Origin of the sequence: Streptomyces sp. NPDC008137 (genome assembly GCF_042957035.1) — a bacterium.
Lineage (GTDB): Bacteria > Actinomycetota > Actinomycetes > Streptomycetales > Streptomycetaceae > Streptomyces.
This window is the reverse complement of sequence record NZ_JBIBHN010000017.1, coordinates 105,393-117,739: the sequence shown is the minus strand read 5'-3', so window position 1 is coordinate 117,739 and position 12,347 is coordinate 105,393. Positions and strand designations below refer to the sequence as shown.

The 12,347-nt window shown below is 71.9% G+C and carries 9 protein-coding genes and 1 pseudogene; 3 read left to right on the top strand and 7 right to left on the bottom strand.

Annotated features, from left to right (window positions below; genetic code table 11):
• Window positions 1-31: 31 nt before the first annotated feature.
• Genes ACFZBT_RS25115 through ACFZBT_RS25105 form a run of 3 tightly spaced genes read right to left on the bottom strand, consistent with a single transcriptional unit; the run spans window position 32 to window position 3,613 of the window.
• On the bottom strand, window positions 32-1,060 hold the full coding sequence (locus ACFZBT_RS25115; protein WP_391107295.1) for an ABC transporter permease: 1,029 nt from the start codon (window positions 1,058-1,060) through the stop codon (window positions 32-34).
• Window positions 1,053-2,543 (bottom strand): ATP-binding cassette domain-containing protein, encoded by a 1,491-nt coding sequence (locus ACFZBT_RS25110; RefSeq protein ID WP_391107291.1) that lies wholly within the window; start codon window positions 2,541-2,543, stop codon window positions 1,053-1,055. Before ACFZBT_RS25110 ends, ACFZBT_RS25115 begins: the two co-directional genes overlap by 8 nt.
• A complete protein-coding gene (locus ACFZBT_RS25105) occupies window positions 2,540-3,613 on the bottom strand; it encodes a substrate-binding domain-containing protein (protein ID WP_391107288.1) in 1,074 nt (357 codons plus the stop codon). The genes ACFZBT_RS25110 and ACFZBT_RS25105 overlap by 4 nt, the downstream gene beginning before the upstream one ends.
• A 166-nt stretch (window positions 3,614-3,779) precedes the next feature.
• On the opposite strand from ACFZBT_RS25105, the gene ACFZBT_RS25100 reads away from it, so the two are divergent.
• Window positions 3,780-4,484 carry an FCD domain-containing protein gene (locus ACFZBT_RS25100; protein ID WP_391107285.1) on the top strand — a complete coding sequence of 235 codons (705 nt, stop codon included), beginning with the start codon at window positions 3,780-3,782 and terminating at the stop codon, window positions 4,482-4,484.
• Window positions 4,485-4,512: 28 nt separating this feature from the next.
• On the opposite strand, the gene ACFZBT_RS25095 is transcribed toward ACFZBT_RS25100, so the two are convergent.
• Together ACFZBT_RS25095 and ACFZBT_RS25090 are read right to left on the bottom strand one after the other, a co-directional pair.
• Complete coding sequence (locus ACFZBT_RS25095) at window positions 4,513-4,986, bottom strand: carboxymuconolactone decarboxylase family protein (protein WP_391107282.1); 474 nt, start codon at window positions 4,984-4,986, stop codon at window positions 4,513-4,515.
• Window positions 4,987-5,080: 94 nt separating this feature from the next.
• Window positions 5,081-6,079 (bottom strand): annotated as a pseudogene (locus tag ACFZBT_RS25090) (glycoside hydrolase family 38 C-terminal domain-containing protein); the annotation flags it as partial.
• A gap of 232 nt (window positions 6,080-6,311) precedes the next feature.
• Here ACFZBT_RS25090 and ACFZBT_RS25085 point away from each other — a divergent pair.
• Entirely contained in the window at window positions 6,312-7,331 is a 1,020-nt protein-coding gene (locus ACFZBT_RS25085; protein ID WP_391107279.1) for an alpha/beta fold hydrolase, read from the top strand.
• A gap of 6 nt (window positions 7,332-7,337) precedes the next feature.
• Here ACFZBT_RS25085 and ACFZBT_RS25080 read toward each other — a convergent pair whose 3' ends face one another.
• Together ACFZBT_RS25080 and ACFZBT_RS25075 are read right to left on the bottom strand one after the other, a co-directional pair.
• Window positions 7,338-8,876 (bottom strand): alpha-L-fucosidase, encoded by a 1,539-nt coding sequence (locus ACFZBT_RS25080; RefSeq protein WP_391107276.1) that lies wholly within the window; start codon window positions 8,874-8,876, stop codon window positions 7,338-7,340.
• 12 nt (window positions 8,877-8,888) lie between these two features.
• Window positions 8,889-10,742, bottom strand: coding sequence for a family 20 glycosylhydrolase (locus tag ACFZBT_RS25075; protein ID WP_391107274.1), 1,854 nt, complete (start codon window positions 10,740-10,742; stop codon window positions 8,889-8,891).
• 226 nt (window positions 10,743-10,968) lie between these two features.
• Between ACFZBT_RS25075 and ACFZBT_RS25070 the strand changes: the two genes are divergently transcribed.
• Window positions 10,969-12,312 (top strand): amidase family protein, encoded by a 1,344-nt coding sequence (locus tag ACFZBT_RS25070; protein WP_391107272.1) that lies wholly within the window; start codon window positions 10,969-10,971, stop codon window positions 12,310-12,312.
• Window positions 12,313-12,347 lie beyond the last annotated feature (35 nt).

Sequence of the window (12,347 nt, the reverse complement as noted above, 5' to 3'; positions counted from 1 at the left end):
GGAGGCCTTTCGGTTGCAGGGGGCGGGGGCGTCAGTCCTGGGCCCGGCCGGTGGTGACCCGGGCGATCATGAGGGCGACCAGGATGATCCCCCCGTAGATGGCCTGGATCCAGAACGACGGCACCTGCGCGAGGGTGAGCAGGTTCTGCACGACACCCAGAAGGAGTACGCCGGTCAGGGCGCCGAACATGGTGCCCTTGCCGCCGTCGAGGGCGATGCCGCCGATCACCGCGGCCGCGAACACCGTGAAGATCATGTTCTGGCCCTGGTTGGCGCTGATCGCGCCGACGTAGCCGGTCTGCATGATGCCGCCGACCGCGGCGAGGACGCCCGCGACGACGAACACGCCGAGCATGACGCGCTCCACCCGGATGCCCGCCGCCCGGGCGGCGTCCGCGTTGCCGCCGATGGCGTACAGGGCGCGCCCGACCCGGTGGTACTTCAGGACGAGACCGGCGGTCGCGAAGGCGATCGCGGCGAGCCACACCGACAGCGGGACGCCGAGGAAGGTGGTGGTCGCCAGCGCGTAGAAGCTGTCGGGCATCCCGAACAGCGTCTTGCCCTTGGTCGCGCCGACCAGCAGGCCGCGGAGCACGATCAGCATCGCCAGCGTCACGATGAACGCGTTGAGCTTGAACTTCACGACCAGGATGCCGTTGAAGGCGCCGACGGCCGCACCCGCGACGAGGATCGCCACCAAGGCCAGGGCGGCGGGGAGTTCGGTGCCCCAGCCGGACTGGGCGGCGGGCAGGACGAGCAGCGCGCCCACGGCGGGCGCGATACCGACGACCGATTCGAGGGACAGGTCGAACTTGCCGGTGATCAGGACGAGCGACTCGGCGAGCACGACCATCGCGAGGGCGGCGGAGGCGCCGAGGATCGAGACGATGTTGCGCTCGGTGAGGAACGAGTCGTTGACCACCGCTCCGAGCACCAGAAGCAGCAACAGGGCGGGCACCAGAGCGAGTTCGCGGGCCCGGCGGAGCAGGACGGCCTTGGCGGCGCGCGGGTCGGTGGCTCGCGCGGGCGCGAGCGGCGGGGCCGCCTTGGTGTCAGCCATGGTCCACTCCTTCGATGGAGGCGATGAGCTCGTGGTCGCGCCAGCCCGCCGGGTGCTCGGCGACGACACGGCCGTGGAAGAGGACGAGGACCCGGTCGCAGCGCCTGAGGTCGTCGAGTTCGTCGGAGACGACGAGTACGGCGGTGCCGTCCTCCCGGGCGGTGTCGACACGGGCGAGCAGGGACTCCTTGGACTTCACGTCGACGCCCGCGGTCGGGTTGACGAGGACCAGGAGCCGCGGGTCCGAGGCGAGGGCCCGGGCCATGACGACCTTCTGCGCGTTGCCGCCGGACAGGTCGGAGACCGGCTGCTCGGGGCCCGCCGTGTGGATGTCGAGGCGTTCGATCAGCGCGGTGGCGACATCGCGCCTGCGCTCGGTGCCGACGAAGCCGTAGCGGCCGAGCCGGTCCAGGACGCTGAGGGTGGCGTTGTCGCCGATGGACATGCCGAACACCAGGCCCTGCTCGTGCCGGTCGCGGGGCACGAAGCCGACGCCGGCCTCCAAGGCCTTGCGGACATCGCCGAACGGCAGCGGCTGTCCGTCCAGCCGGGCCGTCCCGCTCGTGGGGGTGTGCAGGCCCGTGAACGACTCGGCGAGTTCGATCTTGCCGCTGGCGCTCGATCCGGCGAGTCCGACGACCTCGCCGCGCCGGACGGTGAGGCCGACGTTCTCGTACGCGGCCGAGGTGAGGCCGCTGACGTCGAGCAGGACGGGGCCCGATGCTTCCTGGGCCCTTTGCCGCTCTGTCTGTTGGGCGATCGTCTCCCCCGCCATGGCCTCCACCAGGGCCTGGCGGGGAAGGTCGGCGACCGGCGCCGTGGTGATCCAACGGGCGTCGCGCAGGACCGTGACGGTCTGGCAGACCTCGTACACCTCCTGGAGGTGGTGCGAGATGAACAGGAAGGTGACGCCCGAAGCCTGAAGAGCCCGCATGCGCGTGAACAGCCGCTCGATCTCCCGGTTGTCGAGCTGCGCGGTGGGTTCGTCGAGGATGATGAAGCGGGCGCCGAAGCTCAGCGCCCGGGCGATCTCCACCATCTGCCGGTCCTCGACCTTGAGATCGGCCGTGCGGGCCTCCGGGTCGACGCGCACGTCCCAGGTGTCGAGGAGCCCGGCCGCCTCGGACTTCAGCCGGCGCCAGCTGATGAACCCGCGCCGGAGCGGCTGCCGGTTGATGAACAGGTTCTCGGCGACGGTCAGTTCGGGGACGATCGTCGGGTGCTGGTAGACGCAGGCGACCTTGCGGCGCCAGGCGTCCCGGTCGGTGAGCGGGGGCGCGGGGTCGCCGTCGAAGCGGACGCTGCCCTCGTCGGGGGCTTCCAGGCCGGTGAGGACCCTGACCAGGGTCGACTTTCCGGCACCGTTGCGTCCGACGAGGGCGTGGGACTCACCCGGCAGGACGGAGAGCCGGCCGTCGGCGAGGGCCGTGGTGGGGCCGTACCGCTTGACGACGTCCCGTGCTTGAACGAGTGGCGTCGTCATGTGACCGTGTTGCCCCAGAGCTTGGGGTCGTCGACGTTGTCCTTGGTGACCAGCGGCGCGGGCAGCTGGTCCTCCAGGATGCCGCTGGGCAGCTTGACGATCGTCGAGTCGTGGTCCGTCGGGCCGGGCTTGAACGTCTTCCCCTGCATCGCCGCCTTGATGTAGTACATGCCGTACTTGGCGTAGGCGTCGGCGGGCTGGGAGACGGTCGCGTCGATCTCGCCCTTGCGGATCGCGTCGAACTCCTGCGGGATGCCGTCGTTCGAGACGATGGTGATGTGGCCCGACTGCCCGGCCTTCTTCAGCATTCCCTTGGACTTGAGGGTCTGGAGGGTGGGCGCGAGGTAGACGCCGCCCGCCTGCATGTAGATGCCCTTGATGTCGGGGTTGGCGTTGAGGAGGGTGTCGAGCTTCGAGGCCGCCGCGTCGGACTCCCACTTGGCGGGGATCTCCAGGACCTTGAGCTTCGGGAAGTTCTTCTTCACGCAGGCGCGGAACGCCTCGGAGCGGTCGCGGCCGTTGACCGAGGCGAGGTCGCCCATGATCTGCACGACCTTGCCGGAGGTGATGTGCTCGCCGAGGTACTGGCAGGCCTTCTCGCCGTACGCCACGTTGTTCGCGCGGACCACCATCGCGACCTTGCCCTTGTCGGGCGCCACGTCGACGGCGACGACCGGCACGCCCTTGCGCTCGGCCTGGTCGAGGCCCGCCTCGATGGCGGCGCTGTCCAGCGGGGCGACGACCAGGCCCTCGACGCCCTGGTTGAGCTGGTTGTTGATGTCGGTGATCTGCTGCGAGGGGTCGCTGTTGGAGTTGACGGTCTTCATCGCGTCCACGCCCTCGGACTTCGCCATCTTCGGCACGTAGTCGTTGTACGACTGCCAGAACGGCGAGGTCAGCAGGGGCAGGACGACCCCGACCTTGCCGCTGCCGTCGCCGCCGCCGGCACCCGAGGCGCCGGTGTCCTTGGTACTGCCGCAGGCGGCGAGCACCAGGGAGGCGCCGGCGGCCAGCGCCACCGCGCCGACCGTCCGGGACCTGTTCCGCTTCCGCACTGTGCTTCCGGGCATCTCGGGGGGCTCCCATCGACCGGTGTTCGAGCAGATGCCCGCATACTTATCAGACCACTCCCCCGCCGGAACACCCTGCTGCGGCACATTTTCCCCTCTGAACCTCATAGTGGTCCGACCACCTCGCTGGTTAGACTGCGCCGGAGCCTGTGATCGGAGGAACGGCGTGGACGACGAGACGGCCCCGCAGAAGGGCACCGTGACGCAGCGCGCCATCGAGCGGATCAAGGCGATGATCGGCGAGGGCCGGCTGGAGCCGGGCCAGCGGCTGCCGACCGAGCGTGACCTGGCCGCACAGCTGGGCATCTCCCGCAGCTCGATGCGCGAGGCGATCCGCGCGCTCACGGTGCTGGGCGTCCTGGAGGCCCGGCACGGGTCGGGCATCTACGTCACCCAGCTGGAGGCCGGGGACCTGCTGGAGACGTTCGGTGTCGTGGCGGACCTGTCACGCGGTCCGCGTCTGGTGGAGCTGCTGGAGATCCGGCGGATCCTGGAGTCGACGGCGACCGCACTGGCCGCCGCCCGGATCACCGACGACCAACTGGCCGAGGTCGGGAAGCATCTGGCGGCGATGAACGCCACGGACGATCCGGAGGAGATCCTCGCCCACGACCTGGCCTTCCACCGGGAGATCGCGGCGGCGGCGGGCAACGAGACCATGGCCGCGATCCTGGAGGGCCTGTCCTCCCGGACGTTCCGCGCCCGCGTCTGGCGCGGCTACCAGGAGGAGGGCGCCTTCGAACGCACCCGCCGTGAACACGCCGCGATCCACCGCGCCCTGGCCGCCCACGACCCGGAGGCGGCCCGCGCGGCTGCGGCCGCGCACGTGGGCGAGGTGGAGGAGTGGCTGCGAGCGCAGCTCGGGCCCTAGGACGGTCCCAGGGCCCGGTGCTCCGCCGCTACTTGAACTGGCCGGCCTGATAGCCGCCCGCCGGCTGCTCGAGCATGACGTTCAGCCGGTTGGCGGTGTTCATGAAGCCGATCAGGGTCACGAGGGCGGCGAGCTGCTCCTCGTCGTAGTGCTTGGCGGCCCGCTCCCAGACCTCGTCCGGGACGCCACCGGCACCGTCCGCGATCCGCGTGCCCTGCTCCGCCAGTTCCAGCGCGGCCCGCTCGGCCTCGGTGAACACCGTGGCCTCCCGCCAGGCCGCGACCAGATGGAGCCGTACGGAGCTCTCGCCCGCGGCGGCCGCCTCCTTGGTGTGCATGTCGACGCAGACCGCGCATCCGTTGATCTGGCTCACGCGGAGCGAGACCAGCTCCCGGGTTGCGGCCGGCAGCGGTGATTCCACGACCAGCCGCCCCAGTGCGGTGAACTGCTTGATGACCTTGCCGGCGCCGGGGAGGGCGAAGACGTCCAGACGCGCGCTCATGGTGAGCTCCTCTGTCGTTGTCGTTTCGCGTACACCCCTATGAGTCGGCGGCTCACCACGATGTGACATCGACGGTTGTGACCTGCGTCACCGACTATCGGGCGCACCGCGGCCGCAGTGTCACCAGCTCGAACGGGCGCAGCCGCACCGTGATCCGCCCGTCCCGGACCTCCGGTGCCGTCGCGTCGGCCAGCGGCCGGTTCAGCAGGTCGGTGACCGAGACAGCCGCGACCTCGAACCCGGCGGTGAGGGTGGCGCGGGTCCGGCCGCCGAAGGCCTCGTGGAACCGGACGACGACGTCCCCGCTGCCGTCGTCGGCGAGCTTCACCGCCGTGACGACCACCGCCTCCCGGTCGGCCGTCACCAGCGGGGCCACCTCCGCGGCACCGGTGAGCCGCCGCTCCGGCACATTGATCCGCCAGCCCTCGCGCACCGCGTCGGCGATGCCCGCGCCCGGTACGAGTGCGTGCCGGAAGCGGTGGACGCCCTGGTCGGTCTCCGGGTCGGAATCGCGGGGCGCGCAGCGGGGAGACGCGGACGGTGGTGGTCGTGCCGCCGTCGCCGTCGGAGCGGACCGTGCGGGTCACGTCGTGGCCGTACGTCGAGTCGTTGACGAGCGCGACGCCCCAGCCGGGTTCCTCCAGGTGGACGAAGCGGTGGTTGCACGCCTCGAACTTGGCGGCCTCCCAGGAGGTGTTGGTGTGGGTGAGCCGGTGGAAGTGCCCGAACTGGGTCCCGGGGGCGTACCGTTCGGCGTGCACGTCGAGCGGGCAGGCGAGCTTGAGGAACTTCTCCGTCTCGTGCCAGTCGACCTCCGTGTCCACCGTCAGCCGCCGCTCACCCGGCGCGAGGGACAGCAGCTGGGTGACGCGGGATGCGCCGAGGGTCCGTACGATCCGCACGCCGCCCCGTCCGGGGCGACCTCGTCCGCGTCGGTGAGGTCGGTGACCGTGTTGCGGTAGGACGCGTCGACGTCCCAGGCGTCCCCCATGTTCGGGAAGTCGGGGTGGAGCTGGAGGAGGTTGGCGGTCCGGCCCGGGGCGACGGTCTCGCGGTCGGCTTCGATGTCGTACCCGGACGTCACGAGTGTCCTGACGGTCGGACGACACGAAGCACCACGGGCCCCGGTGGTCGGGTCCTCGGCGTCCAGTGCGGCCTCACCGAACCCTGCGTCGACACGCGCCCCGCGCGGGGATACCGATGCGGCACGCAGCAGCGCGGCCGGGCGGGCCCGTCGCGCGATCGGTACGCGGCCCCCGTGCCGCCGCCCGGCACCAGCGCCACAGGGCTGCCGCTTGCCGACCGGTGGGGCGACAATGGGCGGTATGCGGCTACGGCGCACCGCCTGGGCCGCCGCCGGACTGCTGCTGACCGTCGCGATCGGCTGCACCGGCGGTGGGGACGAAGGCGCGCCCAAGGCCGCTCCGACCTCGGCCCCCGCCACGAGCGAGCGACCTCGCGGCACACCCTCCCCGGCCGACCCCGTCTCCCTCCCCGCCCTGATGCGGAGCGAGCACACCGGCTCCGGGCTGCGCCTCGGGGCCGTGCTGGACCGGAACTCCGCCTACACCCGGTACGCCGTGACGTACGAGGCCAACGGCCTGACGATCTCCGGGATCATGAACATCCCGGAGGGCGAGGGCCCCTTCCCGGCGCTGGTGCTGGCGCACGGGTACATCGACCCGGACGCCTACTTCAGCGGCCAGGGCATGCCACGCGAACAGGACCGCCTGGCCCGGGACGGCTATGTCGTCCTGCACACCGACTACCGCAACCACGCCCGCTCCGACAAGGATCCCGCCAACGACGTGAACCTGCGGCTCGGCTACACCGAGGACGTCATCGGCGCCGCCCTGGCCCTGCGCGACTCGGGGCGCCCGGAGATCGACGGCGACCGTCTCGGCCTGTTCGGCCGGTCGATGGGCGGCGGGGTCGTGTACAACACGCTGGTCGTGGCGCCCGGTCTGTTCGACGCGGCCGTGGCGTACGCGCCGGTGAGCGCCCGCCCGCAGGAGAACATCGACCGGTTCCAGCGGCCGGACGGCGACCCCCTCGTGGCCGAGATCGAGGAGAAGCACGGCACCCCCGAGGAGGACCCGGACTTCTGGCGCGGCGTCTCGCCCCTCACCTACGCCGACCGCGTGAGCGAGCCCCTGCTGATCCAGCACGGCACCGCCGACGACACCTGCCCCCTCGCCTGGTCACGGGAGGTCTCCGCCACGTTCGAGGAGGCGGGCAAGGACGTCGAACTCCGCACCGTCGCCGGCGAGGGGCACACCTTCGGGCCGCGGTGGGCCTCGGAGATGGACGTCACCGAGGCCTTCTTCGCACGCCACCTGCGCTGACCCCGTTCACACCCGGGACCGGTACAGCCCGAACTCCGCGATCCGTACGGCCCCTCGTGCCCCGGTCACCCGCACCCGCCACCGCCGGGCCCGCACGGCGCCGGGCAGCAGCAGGATCCGGCTCGCGCCGACGACCCCCGCCCGGGCCACCTCCGTCCAGCCGCCGTCGCGGTACGCCTCCACCACGAAACCCTCCACCTGCTGGCCGTACCGGATGTCCTCCGCCAGCCGGACCCGGTCCACCTCCCGTTCCCGGCCGAGGTCGACGGTGACCCGGCCCGACGCGGTACTGGTCCGGGCGCCGTGCGCCAGGTCCTCGGGCAGTTCGCGGTCGATCCGCTCGCGGAACTCCCGCAGGCGCGTGACATCGGCGGCGGGCAGCAACCCGGCGGTGTCCGGCGGGATGTTGAGGAGCAGCACCGAGTTCCGGCCGACGGAGCGGAAGTAGATGTCCGTCAGCTGCTCGACACTCTTGGGCCGCTGGTCGGCGTGGTAGAACCAGCCGTCCCGGATCGACACATCGCACTCGGCGGGCCACCACTGGAGGTAGTCGGCGACCGGCCGGGCCGCGAGCAGCGCGTCCCGGCTGCCCATGTCGGGGGCGTCGTAGGAGAGGGCGTAGTCGGTCCGCCCGTAGTCCTTCTCCTGGACGGGGACGACGCTCCACTCGTCCTCCCGGGCCAGCCCGCCCTCGTTGCCGACCCAGCGGACGTCCGGCCCGGTCACGGCGACGACGGCGTCCGGGGCGAGGGAGCGCACGAGGCTGTACCAGCTGTCCCAGTCGTACTTCTCGACCTTGTCCGGCGGAATGCGCCCCTGGGCCCCGTCGAACCACACCTCGTCGACCGGGCCGTACTCGGTGAGCACCTCGTAGAGCTGGTTGAGCATATGGGCGCCGTAGTCGGTGGCGGGGAGCGTGTACGAGCGGGGCGGGGTGCGGTCGTCCCCGTCGGCGAGGGTGGGAATGGTGCGGTCGGCGCGGGCGCTGCCGTTGGCGTACACGCCGTGCAGGTACTGGTTCTCGTCGGCGGGCGAGATGTAGACGCCGACCTTGATGCCGTGCCGCCGCATGGAGTCGGCGAAGTCGCGCAGGACATCGCCCCGGCCGTCGCGCCAGCTGCTCGACGCCACCGTGTGGCCGGTGTAGCGGGAGGGGTAGAGGACGAATCCGTCGTGGTGCTTGACGGTGAGGATGGCCAGCTTGAAGCCGCCGTCTCGCAGGGCGCGGGCCCACTGGTCGGTGTCGAGGCCGGCCGGCTGGAAGACGTCGGGGTCCTCGTCGCCGGTGCCCCATTCCAGGCCGGTGAAGGTGTTCACGCCGAAGTGCAGGAAGGCGGTGCGTTCCAGGCGCTGCCAGGCGATCTGCCCTGCGGTGGGGCGCACTTGGGAGGCCTTGCGGACCAGGTCCTCCGGAGAGTCGTCGGGGCCGACGGGGATGCGGCTGCGACGGGGATCCGGCGGGGCCGCCAGTGCGGGTGCCGTCATGCCGGCGGTCGCGGCGAGGACGGCGGCTGATGCGACGAACACGCGTCGGGACACGGCCATGGCGACGACTCCTCAGGTCAGCTGCCAGACGGCGGGGGTGCGCTGGTCGGGTGGGTACTGCGCGAGCCGGCCGTCGTCCGTCACGCTCACCGTCATCCGGGTGATGGCGTTGACGAGCCGGTGTCCGCCTCCGCCGGCCGGCTCCAGCTCCCAGCGCTGGAGGGTGGAGGCGGGGTCGCAGGTCTGCGGCGTCACCTCGACGCCCGGCTGGAGGGGAACGTTGAGCGTGAGCTTCCCGCCCCGCACCTCCAGACAGCCGTCCCGGGTCCGCAGGGTGACATAGCCGTCGGCCGTGCGCCGGACGGCGGCGGTGAACGAACGGCCGGATGCCCGGAACGTGTACGTCCCGTCCGCGACCGGCACCCGGGTCAGGTCACGGAAGCCGGGCGCGTGGCCCACCGCCGTGGCGCGCGCGGTGAACCCGTCGTACGTGGCGTCGGGACGCGGGTCGCCCCAGGTGGCCTGCGCGATGTGCCGCAGTGCGGGCCACAGGGCGACGGCCACCTCGTTCTCGGTCTCCCCGCGGCCGTTGTCGGGCCAGAGGCTGATCTTCGCCCCGGTGACGCCTCGGCTGGAGGTGAGCGTCTCGCCCTCGAAGGCGCGCGGGTCCCAGCTCTGGTCGTACAGCGCCGCGGTGTCGGTGTGGAAGCCGCCGCGGACCAGGTAGAGCGCGTAGGCGGCGTTCATCAAGGGATAGCCCTCGGCGATGAGTCGGCTCGGCTCGACCGCCACGTTCAGCCAGTGCTCGACCGTCGTACCGGCCGCGACCGGTACGGTGTTGGCGCCGGTGAGCCCGTCGTTCCAGATGCGCAGCCGCTTGCCCTTGGACGTCGCGTAGGCGTGGACGCGGTTGACGAAGTCGACGAACGCGTCCTGGGGGGTTGCGTTCGGGCCGTACCTCTCGCGCGCGTAGGCGAGGACCTGCGGGTACTTGGCGAAGTCGGAGCCGAGCATGTACTCGTCGGCGCCCATGTGCCAGTCCCGCCCGGGGAAGACCTGGGCGTACTCGTCCATCAGGCTCTTGTAGTAGGCGAAGGCCTCGGGGCGGGTGATGTCCAGCCGGGACGGCTGCCTGGTTCCGTCCGTGTCGGTGAGCTGGAGATCGGGACGGTTCTCGATCCACGGGTCCATGTGGCCCGGTGAGTTGATCTCGGGAATGATCTCGACGTGGTACTTCTCGCCGAGGGCGACCAGCCGGCGGATCTCGTCCTTGGTGTAGTAGCCCCAGGTGTTGGCCTCGGGGTGGGCGTCGCTCTTCACCTTCAGCTCGAGAAGCAGCTGGTTGACCTTGTGGTACGCCATCTCGCGCACCAGATTCTCCAGCCAGGGCAGGGAGACATGGACGTAGCAGGCGCAGACGCCGACGCCCCGTTCCTTGTAGCGGGGCACGTCGACGGTGCGTCCGGCGGGGATCCGGTCGCCCCGGGCGAGGAGCTGGAGGAGGGTCCGGGTGCCGTAGAAGGCGCCGGTCTCGGTCGCGCCGGTCACCGACAGCCGTCGGCCCGCGTGGAGTTCGTATCCCTCCGGGCCGAGCGAGGAGCTGCCGGGCTGGATGTCGATAACGATGTCACCGGGCCGTGCTCCACCCCCTACGACGCGGACCGAGCCCTGACCGGCCGCCCGGAGGTCGGCGGCGAGCGTCCCGGCGACCCGGCGCTCGGCTCCGGTGCCGGCCACCAGCCGGGTGTCCCGGCCGTAGGCGTAACTGCCGGGTTCCGGGGACCAGTCGGTGAGCGCGGGCACCGTGACGGGTGTCCTCGGCTCCTCGCGCGCGACCGCGGGTGTCCCCGGCGCCGCCGTGACGAGCAGCGCCAGTGCCGCCAGGGCCCCGGGCCACCATGTTCGCCGTCTTCCGCACTCAGTCATACGGCTCCCCATTCATCGGAGGTCTGATCATTGAGCTGGCGTCGACGGCTGTCAATGGGGCGGGCAGGCGTGAAAGTTGAGCCATTGATCGGATGTCCTAGGGTGCACGGGGCCCACTGAGGGGCGGTGTCCGGCCGTTGACCTCGACGTGCGCCCCCTGCCGGTGCACAGTTCTCCCTACGTACTCGCCAGTAAGCCCGTCCCTCTCCCCTCCGAGGAGTTCTCTGTGACCAGTTGGGCCGGCCGCACCGCCGCCGAGATATCCGCCGCCGTCCGCGAGAAGCGGGTCACCCCGCGCGAGGTGGTCGCCGAGCACCTCGACCGGATCGAGCGGCTCGACGGCCGGGTCGGGGCCTTCCGCACGGTGCGCGCCGGGACGGCACTGGCCGAGGCCGAGGAGGTGGCCGCGCGCGGCGACTTCGCGGATCTGCCCCTGGCCGGGGTGCCCGTGGCGGTCAAGGACAACCTCGCGGTGCGCGGCGAGTCCCGGCGCGTCGGCTCGGCCGCCACACCCGACACCCCCGCGACCGAGGACCATGTGACGGTGGCCCGGCTGCGGGCGGCGGGCGCGGTGGTGGTGGGGCTGACGAACGTCCCCGAACTGTGTGTCTTCGGCACGACGGACGGCGTGCTGGGCACCTCCCGCAACCCCTGGGATCCGACGCGCTCCGCGGGCGGTTCGTCGGGCGGCAGCGCCGCCGCGGTCGCCGCCGGGATGGTGCCGATCGCCCTCGGCAACGACGGCATGGGCTCGCTGCGCATACCCGCCGCCAACTGCGGCCTCGTCACCATCAAGCCGGGACACGGGGTGGTCCCGACAGGCGTCGGGGACAGCGACTGGTTCGGCATGTCGGAGAACGGGCCCCTCGCCACGACCGTCGAGGACGCCCGCCTGATGCTCTCGGTCCTCGCGGGCACCGAGCCCGGGCCCGGGTCCGAGCCGGGCGCCCTCCGGGTCGCCGTGTCGCTGCGCAGCCCGCTGGCCGGGGTCACGATCAGCCGGCCGTACACCGCCGCCGCCCGGGAGGCGGCCGAGTTGCTGATGAAGGCGGGCCACCAGGTCCGGCGCGCCGACCCGCCCTACCCGATGTCGCTCCCCCTGACCTCGCTGATCCACTGGACGGCGGGCACGGCCGCGGACGCCCGGCACCTCGACCGGCGACTGCTCACCCGCCGCACCCGGGTCCACTCCGCACTCGGCCGGCCCTTCGTGGCCACGGCACGCGCCGGGACGGGCCGCGAACGACTGCGCCGACGTCTGGAGCCCTTCTTCGCCGAGTACGACGTGCTGCTCACCCCCGCGCTCGCCCGCCGCTCCCCGCGGGCCGCGCCCTGGCACGAGCGGGGCTGGCTGCGCAATGTGCTGGCGAACACGAACTACTCGCCGCAGACGCCCGCGTGGAACCTGACCGGATGGCCCGCCATGTCCGTCCCCTGCGGAACCCTTCCCTCCGGCGCGCCCTGTGCCGTGCAACTGGTGGGACGCCCCGGCACGGAGTCCCGACTCCTGTCCCTGGCCCAGCAGTTGGAGGCAAGAATCCCGTGGCCGCGCACGGCGCCGGTGGACTAGAGTCGGCCGGGTGACTGCCGGGTCGGCCGTAGGCC